Raw genomic sequence first — 18,610 nt, 5'->3', positions numbered from 1 at the left:
ACCCGCTGTCATTGAGCCGTGCCGCTGCGGCGGTTCAGGTCCGCAGCGGCTGGCTCCGTTTCTGGCCTCAGCAGGGAGCCCTGGCCCCAGTCCCGGTAGGCCGCCTCGGGCGCCACCGTGAGGTGCTGGCCCAGGGAGTCGGCGAGCTCACCTCGAGCCCGGACTTCGTTCCGATTCCGGATTAGGGTGGCCGGGATGTCGATTTCAGTGCTCCGGAAGTCGTTCCAGCAGCAGCTCGGACAATCGGGCAGCGTGACACTGGACGAATCGATTTCGAAGGTGTTCCCGGTCGCCCCCGAGGAGCTGAGGGCACTGGCCCGGTACCTGGGTCAGGACGCCCTCACGCTCCGGAGTGCGTCCCTCTACCCTCAGGAGAAGCGCCCCCGGACGCGTCACCTGAAGCCCAGGCACGAGTCCTACAGTCGCGCGGTGGAGCCCGGCTCCCGCTCGGCGCGCCTCTACCAGTTGCTCAAGGCCCTGGAGCGCAGCGGGCACTCGGTGTCCATCCGGAAGGAGGGGCAGCGCCGGGTCATCCAGGTGAACGAGACGCAGTGGCTGCCCTACAAGCTGCTCAAGTTCTTCGACAGGTCCGAACGCCGCGCCAGCGCCAAGCTGAGGGCCCGGACCCGGAAGGAAGAGAAGCAGCTGCGCGCGGAGCTGCACGACGACGCACCCACCTACCTGGAGGCGAGTGGCATCGTCGAGCACTTCCACTCCGGCATCATGCATTCCTACCGGCTCGTGGCCCGCTTCTTCATGGAGTCCGGCAAGCCCGGCTACTTCATCCAGCTCAGCCTCCCCCCCACGCCGCTCGTGGAGCTGCTGCGCACCGCCTACCACCCTGAGCTCCGGGCCCTGACGTTCCTGGATGCCGCCCTCATCCTGTCCTCCAGCTCGGTGCTCGGAACGTCGGACCGGATTCCCGTCTGGAAGGGCCTCCACTTCTATACGAACTTCCAGTTCGGTCCCCAGCTCCAGTCCGTCATCGTCCCGGACTGCCCGCTCACGCTCATCGGCGAGCTCGACGCCAGTCGACCCGGCCTGTCGCTCGTGTCGACCCCGTTCACCCTGCGCATGGGTGACACGACCCTCGACAGCGTCACGCTGTCCCTCACGGGCCACCGCAACATCGACAGCGAGGACTTCGAGTCCGTGGCCCTCCTGCGCGCGCTCTGGAATCCGGGTTCGCTCCACATCCCCCTCTACTCCCCGCTGCCTCCCGACACGGGGGTCATCGGCTGGAACACGGACCCGAAGTTCTCCCTCCAGGTCCCGGACCTGGAAACGCTCGCCCCGCTCTCCTGGAACTGGAAGGACTGGTGGCAGAAGCACCCGCGACTCGAGGCCCTGGTGGCTCCGGCCCCACCGCCGGCGCAGGCCAACGTCTCGGGCGGCATGCTCCTGGAGAACGAGGGCGAAGCCCCCGCGATGAACCTGACCGAAGTCCACCTGGGCATGGACCTCGGCACGCAGCAGGTCAGCGACGTGTCCTTCACCCTCACGGGAGCCGACCTCACCCTGGCGAACGTCCAGCTCGCGAAGCTGTCCAGGGCCCGGGTGGCCGTCCTCATCAACCAGCCAGCAGACGCCTCAGGCCGCTCCCTGCTGGTCGAGGCCGAGGTCGAGCTGGAGATTGCCGGGCTGAAGTTCAACGCGGTCCTGACGGCCCCGGACTTCGTCATCCGGGCCAGCGCCGACGACTCCGTCACCTTCGAGCAGCTCTCTTCGAGGCTCCTGCAATACCTCGTGCCGGCGGACGAGGAGCCCTCCGACCCGGGCAACTGGCGAGAGGTGGGCCCCGTCCAGATGGATACCGAGGAAGACCCCGTCCCGGACGCGGGGGACGCAGAGGGGGAGGACGCCATCCTCGAGGAGGAGACCTATCTGGGGTTCTTCATCACCCTCGATCCGTTCAGGGAGACCTTCCAGGTGGAACTCCTGAACCAGGATGGCGAGCGCAGCGTCTATCGCCTCGCCCGCAAGTGACACCGGAAGACCATGTCCTTCAAGATCATCTCGTGGAACATCTTTCGCTTCGCGACCGGCATCGTCCAGGACACGACCCGCATCAACCGGGTGCTGGACCTGGTGAACCCCGCCACGGGCCCCGCGTACGACGTCTTCGTGATTCTCGAGCCGCAGAACGTCGACTACCAGGAGCCCGGAGATATCGCCGTCGGAGCTGGCAGCCGCGCCATCCACATGCTCCTGGGCAAGCTTCGCGGCCGTCCGGGCGGCGGCGGCTGGGAGGTGGCGCCTCCTCGTGCGCTCAACTGTGGAGGCAAGGAGTCGGAGACCATCGCCGTCTTCTACAACTCCGCGAATCTCGTCCTGGATGGCCCCGAGTCCTCCACCCGCGTTCCGCCGCCGTGGAACCTGCGGCCCGACACCCCTGGCAAGCTGTATTGGGTGGACCGGAGCGCACAGAAGATCCGTCGCGCCAACCGTGATGGAACGTCACCCCAGGACGTGAGCACCACTGACGAGGCGCAGTCCCTGCAGGTGAGCCTGCGCTACGAGGAGCTGTATTGGATCGACACGTTGACCAACACCATTTGTTGCTCGGACCTGGATGGGACGAACAGGACCGTCCTCGTGACCCCGAGCAATCCCTCGCAGCTCGCGTTGGATGAGTTCAATGGGATGATGTACTGGCTCGATTCGGGAACGACGGAGCTGTGGCGCGCCTATCCCGATGGCTCCGGGCCCAAGAAGGTGGAGACGAAGAACAAGACTGTCGTCAAGGCCTCCTCCCTGATGGGCTTCACCCCCCACACCAGTCTGCGGATGGAGCTCTACTGGGGTGATGCCACGGCCAACGCGGCCTTGAAGCTGTCCAAGGACTCGAAGAACAAGGTCTCCCTGCGCGAGCTGAACATAGTGGATCCCACTGGCTTCACCGTCGACACCATTGGCGAGAAGATGTACTGGATCGAGCAGGGGACGAACAACATCTGCTCCGCCTCGCTCGATGGCAAGGGGGCCCTGGACCTGCTCACCGGAGCCACCCCCACGGAGCTCGTGCTCGACGTCACGAATGCCCACCTCTACTGGATCAACGCCGCCAACCACACCATCAAGAGGATGGACGTGGACGGCAACAACGAAACGGACCTCGTCGCGCCCGAGCTGCCCGACGCCGTGCGGCTCGACGGCACCGGCAGACGGTTCTGGCTCTACAAGGGCACCAAGCGACTGCGCCGCGCGGATGCGGGCGGGCTGAACGCGGTGGACGTGGTCACCACCGGTCAACCCGACGCCCTCGCCGTGGATGGAACCAACGACAAGCTGTACTGGGTGGACCGCGCGGTGAATGAAGTGTGGTGGGCGGACCTGGACGGCAAGCACGGCGCAGCCGTGGTCACCACCGGTCAACCCGACGCCCTCGCCGTGGATGAGACGAACAGCAAGCTGTACTGGGTGGACCGCGCGGTGAACGAAGTATGGTGGGCGGACCTGGATGGTACGAATGCCGCCGCCGTGGTCACCACCGGCCAACCCGAAGACCTCGCGGTGGATGGCACGAATGGGAAGCTGTACTGGGTGGACCGTGCGGTGAACCAGGTGTGGTGGGCGGACCTGGACGGCACGAATGCCGCTGCCCTGATTACCACCGGCCAACCCGAAGACCTCGCGGTGGATGAGACGAATGGGAAGCTGTACTGGGTGGACCGCGCGGTGAACCAGGTCTGGTGGGCGGACCTGGACGGCACCAATGCCGTTGCCCTGGTCACCACCGGCCAACCCGACGCCCTCACCCTCGCGCCGGGCGGGACGAAGCTCTTCTGGCTGGATTCGACGCAGCACGGCTTCCGCCAGGCGGATGTCAATGGCACCAACGAGGTGGCGGCCGAGCTCCCCGGACGGCCGAAGGGGCTGGTGCTCGATACGAACGCCGGGAAGATGTATTGGATTGACGCGAGTACGGACTACATCCGGCGCGCGAACCTCGATGGGACTTCACCGGCCGATGTCATCAAGGGTGAGAAGCCGGATGCGCTCGTCATCTTCCCCGGCTCCTTCCTGGTGGGCCAGTGCACCTACGAGGATGCGACCCCTGCGGAAATCCTCTTCGACAAGGCCCACGAGCGCCGTCCCTACCTGGTGCAGTTCAAGGAGACCGCGGCCACGGCACGGCAGTTCTGCGTGGTAGCCATGCATGCGCCCTCTCCTTCACAGGGCGGCAACAAGAAGGCCCAGAACGGCACCTCTCAGCTGGGGGAGATCCTGGAGATCACCACGAACCGGGGAACGATGCCGGTGGTCGTCGTGGGCGACTTCAACTGCTGCACGCTACCCAACCTGGCCGTACCGCCCTGCGCGCCCCTCTACCAGGGCCACGACCAGGACGTGACGGCCTTCAATTCATTGACCGGAGGGCCGGGCTACGCGCTCCACATCGACGTGCGCACGAGCCTCAAGTCCTCCCCCTCGTTGGATCTGGATGCGTCGACCACGCCTCCCCACGTCAAGCCGCCCGCCTACACCCAGCACTCCTACGACCACATCCTCACGGTGGGCTTCACCACCGTCGCGAACGCCCGACTCGTGGACCTGGTGGCGCGAGAGGTCTCTGCCTGGTACGCCAGCCAGCCGCCCCACCCGGTTCCAGTCCTTGCATCCAACACCTTCACGAAGACCCTCTTCGGGCGCATCTTCAAAGGCTCGGGTCTGAGCGATCATCTTCCGGTGGAGGTCGAGGTGACACTGTGAAGTCGATGCTCGCGTAGTCCTCCGCCTCCCCGGTTCCGGAGGGGGGCGTCTCCGGGGCACGAGGAGGAATCACCCGGGGGACGAGCTTGACCGCGTAGCTCGCGATGCGCCCCTCGTCATCCTCCTCGACGGAGACCTGGACCTGGACCTTCTCCAGGTCCACCTCGACGTCCTCGATGCGGATGAGCCCATCTGCACCGAGCCGCCCCTCGCTGGACAGGCCCACGCCCACCAGGGAGTAGGTGGCGTCCGCCACGGGCCGGTCCTCCGCGTCGAAGAGGCTGATCTCCAGCCAGGGCTGCTCGCACGGAAGCACGCCTGCGCCGACCGGCTGCTCCTCCACGTCCTGGACGTCCCGCTCCATCGCGGAGAGGGCCTGGAGCGGGTCGTCCTCGGGTGCCACGACAGGCCGCCGGTTCCCCCGGTAGGGCGTCCGGTTGCCGGCGGGCGTCTTCCCGAAGTGCTCGAAGGGATTCATCGTGAGGGCCCCTCCAGGGCCAGGAAGGAGGTGGCCCGCGCCACGAGCCGGTCCATCCTTTCGGTGGGGGACAGGCCCTGCTGCCGCACGAGGGGGGAGACCCAGGGATACGTGCCGGACGTGGTGAAGTCCTCGCCCAGGGCAAAGGAGAGGTTGAGGTAGCGCAGGACATTGCGCTGGTCCTCGAAGCCGTGGCCCCGGGCCGTCTGGATGGAGCGGCGGATGCGTGCCTTCAGGACGTCATCGCCGAGCCGTGCTGTCGAACGGGGCCAGCACCGGCGCAGCCGCGTCGCCGCATCCTCGACGAACCGCTCGAGGAGGGGCTGCTGCAACAGGGCCAGTTGCTCATGTCGGATTGTCAGCACGGGGGCCGTCATCGAACCAGGAATGTCCGGCGCACCGCAATGCCCGTCTCGGCGTGTGCGTGGCGCCACCGTCAGGGCTGCCCCAGCGCCTCCTCGATGCCCCTCAGGGCCTCCAGCGCCTTGAGGGGGAGGCTGATGCCGCCCCTGGGCACCTGGGGCTCGCGGACGTTGATGCGGATGAGCGGTCCGCCGGAATCCGCGGCGGCGAACTCGCAGAAGTGGCGCACGGAGGGGATGGCCGTGCCGGCGCCGCACTCGACGACGGCCACCTTGCCAGGGCGCACGGCCTCCAACCAGCGGTTGAGCCGCTGGTACTGGGCCTCGGAGCGTGCGCCATCCCAGCCGCCGTCTCCGAACATGAGGATGTTGGGGCGCAGCAGCGAGCCGCACGTGGGGCAGGCAGGCAGGGGCGGCCGGGCGCGGAAGGTCTCCGGGTCCACCTCCACGGAGTACGGCGTGGCGGGGGTGATGTCCGGGCAGGAGCCCAGACACTGGACGAAGTGGATGGAGCCATGCACCTCGAACATGCGCTCCTCGCGGAAGCCGGCCTTCTGGAACTGGCCGTCCACGTTGGAGGTGAAGACGAAGGCCCCGTGGCGCATGCGTGAGGCCCAGGTGCGCAGCAGGTCGAACCCGGGATGCGGCGCCGTGTCCCGGTACAGGCCGAGCCGGTGCCCGTAGAAGCCCCAGGCGAACTCGGGGTCTCTCGCGAACCACACGGGGTTTGCCATCGAGGCGAAGTCGAGACCGAGCTTCGCGTACGGGGGGTAGGCCTTCCAGAAGCCCTCACTGCCACGGAAGTCGGGCAGGCCCGAATCCACCCCCATGCCCGCCCCTGCACCGATGACGAGCGCATCCGCGGAGCGGATGACCTCCGCGGCACGGCGAAGCTCCGACTGAGACATGTGAACCGACCTTCTGCCCGGAGGGCGTCTGTGAGCGCCGGGCCGAGCATAGGAAAAAATCGTGGCGCGCTCAGGTCCAGGCGGCCGGCTGCCGTTGGCCCGCGTCTTGCGAAGGAGCCTCCGCCGGACGGAGGGATGGATGGGCATACGCGCAGGTGCAGTGGTGGCGGGACTCGCGGTCATCTCATTGTTGTCAGTGGGTTGCGGTGGCAAGAGCCCGACAGTCGACCCGCGGGAGGAGCCGCTGCCCGAGGCGCCCGAGGGAAATGAAGTTCCCTCGGAGCCCCCACCCGGTTCCTCCGAGGATGCCGGCACGCTCCCACAGGGGGAAGATGCGGGGACCCTGCCCGATGCTGGCGAGCCGGCCGATGCGGGGACGCAACCCGACGCCGGCACGCCGTCCGACGCCGGCACGCCTCCCAATGCAGGGCCGTGGCCGGTGGACCCGGTGCTCGACTACACGCGGGCGTTCGGCGCCGGCACCCCGCAGAGCGTGGGCATCGATGAGGGGCTGAACCTCTGGCTCCTGGACGGCCGCCGCATCGGCGTGCTGCGTCCTGGCGACAAGGCTCCGACGTGGACCACGGGCGTCGGTCAGGCGCGCCAGCCGTTCGGCGGGGACTCGCTCGCGACCGGCTCCACGGTCATCTGCGGTGGCGAGGCCGGGCGCGCGTACGTGGGCTACAGCGCCAATGAGATGAAGCGCGCGCCGGGAATCGAGCAGCGCACGTACATCCCCGGGCCGGGCGAGCCGTACTACACGCCCGAGCGCTACGCCGAGTACCAGAAGGGAGACCTCGATGCGGTCCGCGTCCAGCCGGATGGGAGCGTCGTGCTCGAGGAGCACCTGTGGCGCACCGTCAAGTCGTCGAACAAGGACAAGCAGATTGGCATCCACAACACGAACGACTTCCACTACGAGGAGGACCGCTCCGTCCTGAACTGCGCGCGCGTGACGCGCGGCCCGTATCGCGGCGACCTCTACATCACCACGAACCACGGCGTGACGCGCATCCAGGGGCTCGTCTACAACAGCCACCGTCACCCGGGCTGGTACCTCTACGAGAACGGCTCGGAGTGGGGCTCGCTGCAATGTCCCTACATGCATGGGCTGGGCATCGCACCGAACGGCAACGTCCTCGTCGCCAACGAGCAGATGGTCGGCGTGCTCGTGCCGAGCGGGAAGCTCGAGGAGTGGGACCGTGAGAACACCTGGGACGGGCCCACGCCCTGGATCTTCAAGAGCTTCAACGAGGTGCTCAACGGGCAGGCCTCGGATGACTACTGGCGCGCCTTCGAGCAGGTCGCCTCGGGTCGCTACTACCTGGGGAGCAAGGAGTACGGCGTCTGGGCCGTGACGCCCAAGTCCCGCTCGGCGGGAAACTGGTCGAAGCTCGCCGGGCTGCCGACGAATGGCGTCCTCGCGCTCAAGGCCACGGACGACGGTGCGCTCTACATCGGCACGGCAGACGCGGGCCTCTGGCGGCTGGAGGCGGACGGCACGACGCTGAATCAGGTGCGTGAGGTGGCCGGACGACGCGTCGTGCAGCTCGTCTACGAGCCCACCGTGACGCCGAGCATGCTGGTGGTCGTCACCGACCAGGGAGTGACGGTCCTCCGCGGGCCGTAGGTGGCCCGGTCCCCGCCGCCCAGGCGCAGCGGCCTGGGCGCGGGAGGCTGCTCGCTCGCGTGAGGACTACATCGCGATACAGCCGTAGACCTTCTGGTAGTAGCTCGTCTGGGTCCCGGTCAGGACCCGCTCCGGCGTGCTGCAGCCGCACTGAAGCTCGCCCACCTTGGTCTGCTTCGACGCATCCGAGTAGTACGTGATGACGTAGTCCCGGCCGGTGATGTCGCGACAGGGAATCGCTTCACTCCGCGTCTCGAGCTCGGAGGGCCCCTCCTCGTCGACGTTGGCCCCACCACAGCCCGCCATCAGCCCGGCCACCAGCAGTCCGCCCCACATTGCCGCTCGCATGTGCACTCCTTGATTTCAGTGGATGTACGGCAGCGCGAGGATAGCGGGTCTTGAGAGTCAATCGTATTCCCACTCCAGCAGCGCGTTCTCATCAGGACACGGAGTGAGGGAAGCGCGGGCTACGTCCCTCACGTTGCGCTGATGGTCTCAGGAACGCGGCGCGACCCAGATGGCGCTGTGGGCCTCCGGCGCGTCCGGGGACGCCTCCGCCGTATAGAAGTAGGCGGCAACCGCGGCGCGTCCCCGGCCCTCGGGACACGCCAGCGCGGCGGGATGGCCATGCCAGTGGTCGTCGCCGTGCGCCATCACCACCAGCCGGTCGAGGAGCGGAGCGATTCGGGCCTCGCACCGGGAGAGGTCGGCATTCCACAGCTCGAGGTCCCCGCCCCACGCGGGCTCCCAGCCGGGGTTCAGGTAGTAGAGGACGGTGAGCCTTCGCGAGAGCGCACGGAAGCGGTCGCGATTGAAGTCCGCGTGGAGCGCCAGGTGGCCCCCGCGGAGCGTGAGGTGCAGCCCGGCGCCCCGGAAGTGCGGGTCCGGAATGAGCCCCTGGACGCCGGTGAGCGTCTCCAGGAAGTCGAGGAACGACATGCCCGAGAGTTCCGCGAGCAGGTGCCGGAGCGCGCCGTGCACGCCTTCGAACGCCTTGCGCTGAAGCTGTCCCAGGCGCGCTGCCTGCTCCTGGTGGTCTCTGCGCTTCCAGTGCGCGTCGGAGGGGCCCGGGAAGACCTCGGCGAGGCCGGACGCCAGCCGCTCACCCAGGAACCCGTCGATGACGATGTGGGGATGGGGCCGTGCGGCGCCGTAGGCGTCACGCTGGGCCACCGCGAGGGAGCGGAGCGCCGTACGCGAGAGGAAGAAGCTCGGCCCCAGCAGCGGGCCATCTTCGAGGGTTGCGACGCTCACCGGACCTCTTCCGCCTGGGGTTGCCGAGCGCCGATGATGCCACAAGCAGAACAGCCGGTGCGCCTCGGAGGCGTGGGAGCTGGCACCCCGGGTACTGCCCCCACGCGCCCCCCCGTGCTCAGCGCGGGCCGCCGAGGGCATGCACGACGCTGTTGAACCCTTCCTGCTCGTGCCCACCGTCGATGCGCTGTCGGAGGGCCTCCGCGATGCGCCGCAGGTTCCCGACCTCCAGGCTCGCCCCCTGGCGGACCCGGCTTGGCGGCCTTCTCCAGCCTGCCCCACGCCCACTCGTTACCGAATTGCTCATCAATGATGAGCGAGCGGCCCGCGCCCGCAGCGACGGCCCTGGCACGCGGCAGCCCCGCCACCTGCTCGGCTGCGGGCGTCGCCAACGCCACCTGGAAGTACTGGTACTGGTGGAACGGCTGCGCGACGCGCTTCACCGTGCGTTGACCTCGAAGCCGGGCGGCTCCGGGACCTGTCCTGGAGCCGCCGCAGGGGCGAACTCACTACCCGCAGGCCCGCTCCGCGGCGGCCACGCAGTCGTTGGTGTTCTGGCAGCTCGAGCAGCGCAGCTTCGTGTTGTTGTGCTTGTAGTAGCAGCTGATGGGCTCGGAGCGGGCGTCACGCACCTCACAGAACACAATGGTTCCGGTGGAGCAGAGCGGCTCGCCCACTGGCTCGCCGCAGCAGCCTTCACCGTCGAAGTTCGGCCGCAGCTCCGTGGTGCACTTCGCCCCGGGCCCGTCGGGCCCTTCGCCGTCTTCGGACTCCGTCCCGGTGCACGCAACGAGGGAGAGCGCCAGGAGCCAGCACCACGGTCTGAAGGTCACGCGTTGTTCCTGTCTTGGGCGCTGGGGCTGCGGCAACGGTGCCGAGCTCGGCGCAGGGAAAGACCGCTAATGCTATTCGGGCCTGCTCGTCGGGCAAGAGGGTTCGGAGCAACTCGTCAAGGTCGAGTGAGCACCAGGCAGGGTCGGCCAGGTGAAGCGCCAGTCCGTACCACCCGTCCGCGCGCTACCGGCTACACTCGGGGCCCCTCGCCTTCCGGACGGCCCCATGTTCCTCCTGCGCTCCGCCCTGTCCCTCTCCCTGTGCACCGCGCTCGGACTCGCCCCGGTGCTGGCCCACGCCCAGCCTGCCCGCGAGGACGCCGCTCGCCTGGAGCGCGCCCGCAAGCTGCTGCGCGAGGTGCCCCTCATCGATGGCCACAACGACCTGCCCTGGCAGTTCCGCGAGCGCGTGGGCAACCGGCTCGGCGCGCTCGACCTCGCCCGGGACGGCCGCAAGCTCGACCCGCCGCTGCACACCGACCTGCCCCGCCTGCGCGAGGGCGGCGTGGGCGGCGTCTTCTGGAGCGTCTACGTCCCGGCGGACCTCGACAGCGGCGCCGCACTCCAGGCCACCCTCGAGCAGATCGACGTGGTGCACCGGCTCGTGGAGCGCTACCCCAAGCAGCTCGAGCTCGCACTGACGGCGGACGACGTGGAGCGCGCCCACCGCGCGGGCCGGGTCGCCTCGCTCATCGGCATGGAGGGCGGCCACTCCATCGCCGGCTCGCTCGGGGTGCTCCGCCAGCTCCACCGCGCCGGCGCCCGCTACCTCACCCTCACCCACTCCAAGAACGTGCCCTGGGCCGAGTCCGCCACCGACGCGCCCATGCCCACGCCCCTCACCGAGCAGGGCCGCGCCGTGGTGCGCGAGATGAACCGCCTGGGCATGCTGGTGGACCTCTCCCACGTCTCCGCCCGCGCGATGAACGCGGTGCTGGACGTCACCCAGGCGCCCGTCATCTTCTCCCACTCCTCGGCCTTCGCCCTGGACCCGCACCCGCGCAATGTCCCCGACGACGTGCTGCGGCGGCTGCCGAAGAATGGCGGCCTCGTCATGGTGACCTTCGTCCCCGGCTTCATCTCCGATGAGGTCCGCAAGCACTACGCCGAGGAGAGCGCCGCCGCCGAGCGCTTCAAGGCACTGAACCCGGGCAACCCCGAGGCGGGCAAGGCCGCCTTCGAGGCGTGGAAGAAGGCGAACCCCGCCCCCCGCGCGACGCTGGCCCAGGTGGCGGACCACATCGACCACGTGCGCAAGGTCGCCGGCATCGACGCAGTGGGACTCGGCTCGGACTTCGACGGCATCGGCACCACCATCCAGGGCCTCGAGGGCGTGGAGACCTACCCTGCCCTGCTCGCGGAGCTGCTGCGCCGCGGCTACTCGGACGAGGACGTGCGCAAGGTGGCCGGGAAGAACCTGCTGCGCGCCATGCGCCAGGCGGAGGCCACGTCGAAGCGCCTGCAGAAGGAGCGCCTCGCGGAGGACCCTCCCGCCGAGCCGGAGAAGCCCGTGGCCGGCGCCATCAAGTAGCGCCGGCTCAGAAGGCGACGCCGACGGCGACGCGGTAGTTCGCGGAGAGCCCCAGCTTCGGCCGGGGCATGAAGGACGGAATCTCGAGCCCGCGCGCATCCAAGAACCGCTGCATGTCCCGGGACGTCGCGGCGGTGTACTCCGCGCCCACCCCCAGCGACACGGCGAGCCGCTGCCAGAAGAGCAGCGTGTAGCCCGCCTCCAGTCCTGGATGCAGCGTGAGGAACGTCTCCGCCACGTCACTGGAGCGGGTGTCGCCCGCCTCGATGTCCAGCACACTGAAGCCCAGCTTCGCTCCGACGAAGAGTCCCTCGGGGGCATTCCGCATGAGGTGGTAGCGGGCCCCCACATCGAGCCCCGTCACCAGGATGCTCAGCACGCCGCGCTCGCTCCACACCACGGGCTCCAGCGAGAGCGCCCAGGAAGGCGAGAGCGCCTGCGTGTACTCCACCTGGAGCAGCACCTCGAGCGCGAGCGACAGCGGCCTCACCGTCACCAGCCGGTGCGGCGTCTCCAGCGCCCAGGCCGGGGAGACACCAGCCCCCTTGGACGCGATGGACGCGAAGCTCGCCGGCACCAGGTGCGCCTCGTCGAGGAGGAGCGACTGCTCGGCCTGGACGTTGAACTCGCGCACGGCCGGGCTGTCCGGGTCCTTGCGGACCAGCAGGTAGCGCCCCGGGCGCAGGGCCACCTTCACCTGCCGCTCCCCCTCGGGCACCTCCAGGACGCTCCGGCCCGTGGAGGTGAGCACGACCTGCAGCGGGCCCCGCCGCTGGCGCAGCATGACGATGCTGCCGCCCGTCTCCACGCGGGTGAGGGCCAGGTCGTCCCGCCCCCTCAGGTTCATGTCGAAGCTGGGGTGCTGCAGCCGGTCCGCGAACACCGCCGTGTCGCGGATGGTGAGCTGCTTCGCATAGGTGAAGGCCTCGACGAGCGACACCTCACCGTCTCCGGCGATGTCGGCCGCGCCCCGCAGCCCCGCCACGAGGTGGTGGGTGAAGAACGAGCCCTCCAGGGCCTCCGTCTCGTGCGCATTCTCCAGCCCGGAGCTGGAGGCGATGAGCACCGAGCCCGTGCTCTGCACGTTGAGGGGCACCTCGAGCGCGAACGGCGCCTCCGCATGGAGTCCCTTCGCTTGAGTCCACCCACCGCCCCGGCACGCGTCGATGATGCCCAGCCGCACCGTGGCATCGGGGCTCTCGATGCGCTGCTTCAGCGCGGCGAGCTCGAGCGGTGCCCCCTGGGGATACAGGGCCTGCTGGTCCGCATGGCCCGAGTAGAAGAACAGCAGCAGCGTCTGCCCGGGCGTCGCGCGCAGGCGCTCCAGCTGCTGGTCGAGCGCCGCCAGGACCTTCCCGGGCGAGGGGTCCAGCAGCAGCTCGACATCGCCGGGCTGGAACTCGCCCACCTGGACGAGGACCTCCGCCACGCGCCGGGCATCGTCGTGCGCATAGCGCAGGGCGGCCCGGCCCAGCACCGCCGAGTTGGAGCCCACCACGACCGCCACCCGCTTCGAGGCAGGCGGGACGGCACGCACCTCCCCTGCCCGGGCCGTGGCGACACCCAGCCACGAGAGCAGGACGAGCAGGCAGGTGCGTGCGAGGCCAGTCATGGAGCGGGAGTCTTGGGGAGGCGGACCTCGGTGGTCCAGAGCTTCTCAGTCCTGGGCGCCTCGGAGAAGAGCTCGACGGCCCGGGCCCCGGGCAGCGGCTCCACGCTGAAGATGATGCGCAGGCGCTCCTCCCCGGGAGCGGCATCCACCCGCCAGCTCTCCGGCAACACCGTCTCCGGCTCGTCGGAGGAGAGCGGGCCCGCGAAGAGCAGACTCCACTCCTCGCCCCCGTCGGACGACCGCGCGGCGACGGTGACGTAGCGGTGCTCCCCGGAGGCCACGCTCAGCCGGAGGCGGTCTTCCGGCGCGATGGGGGCCCGGCCATCCCAGAGGAAGACCTGCTCCCCGCGCTTGATGTGGACCGCCACGGCGGGGGCGTCCTTGGAGGCGACGTAGCCCGGCGCCTCCCCCGTGGGTGGGCCCGGGACGAGCACGAACACGAGCACCCCGCAGGCCAGCGCGGCGGTGGCCAGCACGGGCCAGGTCCAGCGCCTCCAGCCCGACGGCTCACGCACAGGGGTGTCCGTTCCGAGCGCCCGTGCCCAGGTGGGAAGGGGCTCGGCCTGGGTCACCCGGCCCAGGTAGACGCCGCACTCCACACACGTCTTCAGGTGTTGTTCGAGCGACGCGCTCCGGACACCGAGCGCCGCGCGGTCCAGCTCGAGGAAGGAAGGGTGTTGCGAGGGAGCGGTCATGTTCCGAGCGTCCTCCTCAGGTGTTCCACCTGGGCATCGAGCTTCTGGAGGAGCCGGCGGACGGTGCGCTCGGAGACCTGGAGCACCTCGGCGACCTCCTGCTGCGTCAGGCCATCCAGCCGGCTCATCAAGGCCGCCTCCAGGGCATCCGCGGGAAGGTGCCGGGCATACGCCGCCAGCTCCTGCTGCCGCTGCAGCGTGGCCTCCGCGCTGCTCCCGGCTGGGAGCGCCTCCGCCAGCCCCGCTCCGGCCCGTGGGGGCGCGCTCCGACGCTGGCGGAGCCTGTCCACGGCGAGGTTGGTGCTGGTCCGGTAGATCCACGCGGTTGCCTGGCGCGGGTCACTCGTCTGGAGCCCCGACCTCCACAAGCGGATGAAGGTCTCCTGCGCGACGTCCTGCGCCTCGTCGGAGTCTCCCAGCATCCGGCGACACTTCTCCCGGATGAGCGGGAAGTAGCGCTGGTAGGCGCTCTGGAGGTCGGTGGCCAATGCGGGGGGAAGCTCCGGAGGGATTCTCGGGGGTAAACGAACGGGGGGCAGAAAACCGGACAGGAAATCGCGAGGCGTTTTTTCGGGAGGCCCGCTGGCCGGTTGGGCGGACCGGAACCGTTCTTCCTGCCGACCTGACCGGAGCGTTTCATGTCTCGACTGCCGTTTCACCTCGCCGGGTGGAGCCTCGCGCTGTGCTGTCTGTTCGCGTCCCACCCCGTCCTGGCACAGGAGGACGGAGGCGTGTCCGAGCTCGTTCCCCCCACCCTCGTCGCGGACTCCCCGGCGCTCCACCCCGCCGGGCTCGAGGACACGACGGGCACCGTCACCCTCGAGCTGCTCGTGGACGAGCAGGGCGCGGTGGCCGAGGTGGCGGTGACCGCGAGCGAGCATCCTCGCTTCACGGAGGCAGCCGTCGAAGCCGCGCGGGGACTGCGCTTCGCCCCCGCCACACTGGAGGGCCGCCCCCAGCCGGTGCGCATGCCGTTCGTCTACCTCTTCCAGGGCCGGGCCGGAGCGCCCCGCGTGGCCAAGGTGTACGGCAGCGTGCGAGCCAGGGGCACGCGCCGGCCCCTGGCGGACGCCGCCATCCTCGTCTCGGGACAAGCGGCTCCCGTGCATCCCGATGAGGAGGGCCACTTCCTGCTCCAGCTGCCCGAAGGCACCCACACCCTGGAGGTGCGCGCCCCCGGCTACAGACCCGCCACGTTCGAGGAGACCCTCACCGCGGGACAGCAGCTCGAGGTCATCTACCGCCTGGAGCCCCTCCAGCTGAAGCCCTACGAGACGGTGGTGAGGGACGAGCGACCTCGCACCGAGGTCACCCGCATCAGCCTGCATGAGCAGGAGCTCCGGGAGGTGCCCGGGACGCAGGGCGACCCCTTCCGCGTCGTCATGCTGATGCCGGGCGTGGGCAGCCTGGCTTCCGGCCTCGGCTACCCCGTCGTGCGGGGAGGTCAGCCGGCGGCCACGGGCTTCTTCATCGACGGGGTCCGCGTCCCGATGCTCTACCACCTGCTGCTCGGCCCGGCCGTCGTGCAGCCGGAGTTCATCGACACCCTCGACTTCTTTCCCGGCACGCCGCCCGTCCAGTACGGGCGCCTGCTCGGTGGCGCCGTCGAGGGCCGCGTCTCGCGCCCGCGCGAGGACCGGCTCCACGCCACGGCCTCCCTGGACTTCATCAACAGCGGCGTCTTCCTGGAGGCGCCCATCCACGCCACGGGCACCCACGTCAGCGTGGCCGGCCGGATGAGCTACACGGGGCTGCTGGCGTCCCTGGTGACTGACGCCCTCTCCTCCGCGGGCTCCAGCAGCATCGAGGCGGAGTTCTGGGACTACCAGGCCCGCGTCGAGCAGCCGGTGGGCCGGGGGCGCCTGCGCCTGCTGGCGCTCGGCAGCTCCGATGTCCTGGCGGAGCGCGCACCCGAGGAGCCGGGCCAGCTCCCGGATGGCACACCCCTGGGTGCCTCGAACGGCGCGGGCATCGTCACCCGCTTCCACCGGGTGGACCTGCGCGGCACGCACCCGCTCGCGGGCGGTGAGCTGGAGCTGGGCGTCACGGCGGGCGTCGACACGCTGAGCCTCACCTCCGAGCGGGGCCCTCCGCGCGTCGTGCTCGGGGAGTACACGCTGCGGGAGCAGAGCCTCGCGGGACGCTTCCGCTGGACACGGGCCCTGGGCCAGACGCTCCAGCTCACCGCGGGCGGAGACGTGGAGCACCGACGGGCCACGGTGGTGGCCACCGGCACGGGAGCCCCCGCCGGCTCCCGGTACTTCTCCGATGACGACCCCCTCACCCGCCCCACGTCGAACGCGCGCCTGAGCGGCGCCTACGCCGAGCTGCGGTGGCAACCCACTCCTCGCTGGATGGTCGTCCCCGGGCTGCGCGCGGATGCCTACCAGCTGCTCCAGGAGGTGACGCACACGACGCTGGAGCCCCGGCTGACGGTGCGCCACGCCCTCACGCAGTCGCTCGTGCTGAAGGGCGGCGCGGGCCTCTTCCACCAGGCGCCCACCGTGCTCCTGCACCTTCCCGTGATGGACGCGTCAGGCCTTCGCTACGGCCTGCAGGAGGGAATGCAGCTCGACGTGGGCGCCGAGTGGAAGCCCCATGAGCAGTGGGAGCTGAGCGCGGACGTCTTCTACAATCCCCTGCACCGCACGGTGGAGCTCGACCTCCGGCAGGTCCTGGAGAACCGGCGCCGGGGAGGCCTCGGCGCAGACGACCCGGCCGCCAGCGGCGAGGCGTATGGCTTCGAGCTGATGGCCCGTCACCCGCTCGGGAACGACTGGTTCGGCTGGGCGTCCTACAGCTTCCTCCAGAGCCGCCGGCGGCTGCCCGTCCACCGCTACGACGACCGGAATCAGCACGTGGGCATCGAGGTGACCCGCGTGCCCTTCGCCTTCGAGCAGGAGCATGTCTTCAACGCGGCCATCAGCCGCAAGCTCGGCCGGGGCTACACCGTGGGGGCCGTGCTGCACTTCAACACGGGCCGCCCGGAGACCGGCGAGCTGACTCCCCAGCCCATGCGCCCCGGGGAGGACAGCGCGGGCAATCCCCGCTGGGTGCGTCAGGACCGGGACGCCGCCTCACGCATGCCCGCGTTCTGGCGCGTGGACCTGCGCGCCTCCAAGGCCTGGGCCCTGGATGACCTCATGCTCGAGCTCTCCCTCGACCTGCTGAACGCCTCCCTCCAGCAGGAAGTCCTCTTCTACGAATACACCTCCGAGCGGAGCGCCGCGGACACCTCCGCCACCCTTCGCCGCAAGGAGCAGGGCTTCCCCGTCGTCCTCCCCATGCTGGGGCTGAAAGGAACCTACTGACATGCGCCCTGCCCTCCGCTCCACGCTCCTCGTGGCGAGCCTCCTCACCGCGAGCTGCGAGCCCTTTCCCGACTCCTCCCTCTTCATCTACGGCCTGGCCCTCCGGGGGGACGGCTCGCCCTTCGCGCAGACGGAGCTGCCGCTGGAAGGCGGCCGTCCCCGCCCGCCGCCGGCCCGCTTCGATGAGCTCGACTTCACGCGCTATGGAACGACGACGACCCACGACAACGGAGCCTTCGCGCTGGAGATCCTCGCGGGGGACATCCTGTCGCCAATGGAGGGAGAGGACACCCGGCTGCGGCCCACGTTCCGTGAGCGCTTCCGGGTCGCGACTCCCATGGAGAACAACCGGGCCGCGTTCATTTCGTTCACCCTCGTGAACGGCGGAGGAGATTCCGAGCTCCCGGTGATGCGCAGCTGGGAGGCGAGCCTGGCCTGGAGCGAGGCGCCCACCGGGCCGGTGCTGACCTTCGCCCCTCCGCCGCCCCCGCCGGAACTCCCCCCCGGCACGGTGGCCGAGACGGACGACGCGGAGGACCTCCTCATTCCCCTGCCGAGGCTCCAGGTCCATGGACGGGAAGGCCTGGTCTGGCAGGAGGACGCAGTCTCCTCCCCGAAGACGCTGTCGCCATGGCTCGTCGAGGACTACGGCCCCACGGAGGCCCAGGTGCGGGTGGTGAGCGCGGGCAGCTGGAACCGCGCCCCGCTGACGAGCCCCGAGGCATGGCTCCGCTTCCGCCTCGAGTGGCGCAGCGAGCGGCTCGCCCTCCCCGCGGGCACGCTGCGTCCCCTGAGCCGGGGGGCCGGGTGTCATCCGGCGCTCGACGCGCCGTGCCCCTTCACGGATGGCGTGCTCCGTGGCAGCAGGCCTTCCGAGCTGTGGCCCCGGGAGGTGTCCTCCGAGCCGCTGCGCATCGGCGTCCGCCTCGACGCCCCCGCGCGCATCTCGCGTGTGGTCCTCCGGGGCCTGGAGACGCCCGGGCATGAGCTGGTCGTCGAGGGCAGCGAGGACGGGGAGCAGTGGACCGAGCTCGCTCGTCGGACCCTCACCACGGAGGCCGGGCAGACGGGGAGCAACCGTGCCTTCCGGAGTCTCAGCGATGCGGACAGCCCCTGGGACCCACCCTTCCCGAGGGAGCCTCACTACTTCCTCGACCTCCCCCTGAGCGCCCCCGGTCCGGTGCGGTACGTCCGGCTGGTGCCCCGCTGGCAGGGCACGTCGGTGGTGGCCGTGAGCTCGCTCGCGGAGCTGTCCCTCTTCGAATGAAGGCCGGGAGGTACAG

Annotated in this window: 16 protein-coding genes; 7 read left to right on the top strand and 9 right to left on the bottom strand. The window is 69.8% G+C overall.

Annotated features, from left to right (window positions below; all coding sequences use genetic code 11):
* Positions 1-195 precede the first annotated feature (195 nt).
* Positions 196-1,986, top strand: coding sequence for a hypothetical protein (locus LXT23_RS38640; protein WP_253985458.1), 1,791 nt, complete (start codon positions 196-198; stop codon positions 1,984-1,986).
* A gap of 12 nt (positions 1,987-1,998) precedes the next feature.
* On the top strand, positions 1,999-4,713 hold the full coding sequence (locus LXT23_RS38635) for a hypothetical protein (RefSeq protein WP_253985457.1): 2,715 nt from the start codon (positions 1,999-2,001) through the stop codon (positions 4,711-4,713).
* Here the strand turns inward: LXT23_RS38635 and LXT23_RS38630 are convergent.
* From LXT23_RS38630 to LXT23_RS38620, 3 genes are all read right to left on the bottom strand, one after another.
* Positions 4,658-5,191, bottom strand: a complete 534-nt coding sequence (locus LXT23_RS38630) for a hypothetical protein (protein WP_253985456.1) — start codon at positions 5,189-5,191, stop codon at positions 4,658-4,660. The two genes, LXT23_RS38635 and LXT23_RS38630, sit on opposite strands and share 56 nt — an antisense overlap.
* On the bottom strand, positions 5,188-5,556 hold the full coding sequence (locus tag LXT23_RS38625; RefSeq protein ID WP_253985455.1) for a hypothetical protein: 369 nt from the start codon (positions 5,554-5,556) through the stop codon (positions 5,188-5,190). Before LXT23_RS38625 ends, LXT23_RS38630 begins: the two co-directional genes overlap by 4 nt.
* 71 nt (positions 5,557-5,627) lie before the next feature.
* Entirely contained in the window at positions 5,628-6,461 is an 834-nt protein-coding gene (locus LXT23_RS38620; protein WP_253985454.1) for an SIR2 family NAD-dependent protein deacylase, read from the bottom strand.
* 139 nt (positions 6,462-6,600) lie between these two features.
* Between LXT23_RS38620 and LXT23_RS38615 the strand changes: the two genes are divergently transcribed.
* Positions 6,601-8,091 (top strand): hypothetical protein, encoded by a 1,491-nt coding sequence (locus LXT23_RS38615; protein ID WP_253985453.1) that lies wholly within the window; start codon positions 6,601-6,603, stop codon positions 8,089-8,091.
* Between the two features lie 66 nt (positions 8,092-8,157).
* Here the strand turns inward: LXT23_RS38615 and LXT23_RS38610 are convergent, their stop codons facing one another.
* Together LXT23_RS38610 and LXT23_RS38605 are read right to left on the bottom strand one after the other, a co-directional pair.
* Positions 8,158-8,439 carry a hypothetical protein gene (locus LXT23_RS38610; protein WP_253985452.1) on the bottom strand — a complete coding sequence of 94 codons (282 nt, stop codon included), beginning with the start codon at positions 8,437-8,439 and terminating at the stop codon, positions 8,158-8,160.
* Positions 8,440-8,586: 147 nt separating this feature from the next.
* Positions 8,587-9,345 (bottom strand): 2OG-Fe(II) oxygenase, encoded by a 759-nt coding sequence (locus LXT23_RS38605; RefSeq protein ID WP_253985451.1) that lies wholly within the window; start codon positions 9,343-9,345, stop codon positions 8,587-8,589.
* A 309-nt stretch (positions 9,346-9,654) separates the two neighbouring features.
* Here LXT23_RS38605 and LXT23_RS38600 point away from each other — a divergent pair, with 309 nt between their 5' ends.
* Complete coding sequence (locus LXT23_RS38600) at positions 9,655-9,798, top strand: hypothetical protein (RefSeq protein ID WP_253985450.1); 144 nt, start codon at positions 9,655-9,657, stop codon at positions 9,796-9,798.
* Between the two features lie 56 nt (positions 9,799-9,854).
* Here LXT23_RS38600 and LXT23_RS38595 read toward each other — a convergent pair whose 3' ends face one another.
* Positions 9,855-10,178, bottom strand: coding sequence for a hypothetical protein (locus LXT23_RS38595; RefSeq protein WP_253985449.1), 324 nt, complete (start codon positions 10,176-10,178; stop codon positions 9,855-9,857).
* A 226-nt stretch (positions 10,179-10,404) separates the two neighbouring features.
* On the opposite strand from LXT23_RS38595, the gene LXT23_RS38590 reads away from it, so the two are divergent.
* Positions 10,405-11,709 carry a dipeptidase gene (locus LXT23_RS38590; protein ID WP_253985448.1) on the top strand — a complete coding sequence of 435 codons (1,305 nt, stop codon included), beginning with the start codon at positions 10,405-10,407 and terminating at the stop codon, positions 11,707-11,709.
* A 7-nt stretch (positions 11,710-11,716) separates the two neighbouring features.
* On the opposite strand, the gene LXT23_RS38585 is transcribed toward LXT23_RS38590, so the two are convergent.
* From LXT23_RS38585 to LXT23_RS38575, 3 genes are read right to left on the bottom strand one after another with little or no spacing between them, the layout of a single operon-like run.
* On the bottom strand, positions 11,717-13,321 hold the full coding sequence (locus LXT23_RS38585; RefSeq protein ID WP_253985447.1) for a caspase family protein: 1,605 nt from the start codon (positions 13,319-13,321) through the stop codon (positions 11,717-11,719).
* Entirely contained in the window at positions 13,318-14,016 is a 699-nt protein-coding gene (locus tag LXT23_RS38580) for a hypothetical protein (RefSeq protein ID WP_253985446.1), read from the bottom strand. Before LXT23_RS38580 ends, LXT23_RS38585 begins: the two co-directional genes overlap by 4 nt.
* The gene (locus tag LXT23_RS38575; protein ID WP_253985445.1) at positions 14,013-14,504 is read right to left on the bottom strand and encodes an RNA polymerase sigma factor; all 492 of its coding nucleotides are present in this window, start codon (positions 14,502-14,504) and stop codon (positions 14,013-14,015) included. The genes LXT23_RS38580 and LXT23_RS38575 overlap by 4 nt, the downstream gene beginning before the upstream one ends.
* A gap of 150 nt (positions 14,505-14,654) precedes the next feature.
* Between LXT23_RS38575 and LXT23_RS38570 the strand changes: the two genes are divergently transcribed.
* Both LXT23_RS38570 and LXT23_RS38565 read left to right on the top strand, forming a co-directional pair.
* The gene (locus tag LXT23_RS38570; RefSeq protein WP_253985444.1) at positions 14,655-17,327 is read left to right on the top strand and encodes a TonB-dependent receptor domain-containing protein; all 2,673 of its coding nucleotides are present in this window, start codon (positions 14,655-14,657) and stop codon (positions 17,325-17,327) included.
* Between the two features lies 1 nt (position 17,328).
* Positions 17,329-18,594: a hypothetical protein gene (locus LXT23_RS38565; RefSeq protein ID WP_253985443.1), complete on the top strand. Its 1,266-nt coding sequence runs from the start codon at positions 17,329-17,331 to the stop codon at positions 18,592-18,594.
* Positions 18,595-18,610: the final 16 nt, after the last annotated feature.

The sequence above is a fragment of the Pyxidicoccus xibeiensis genome (assembly GCF_024198175.1).
GTDB lineage: Bacteria > Myxococcota > Myxococcia > Myxococcales > Myxococcaceae > Myxococcus > Myxococcus xibeiensis.
Note: the sequence above shows the minus strand (reverse complement) of the source record. Positions and strands in the feature narration are given on the sequence as shown.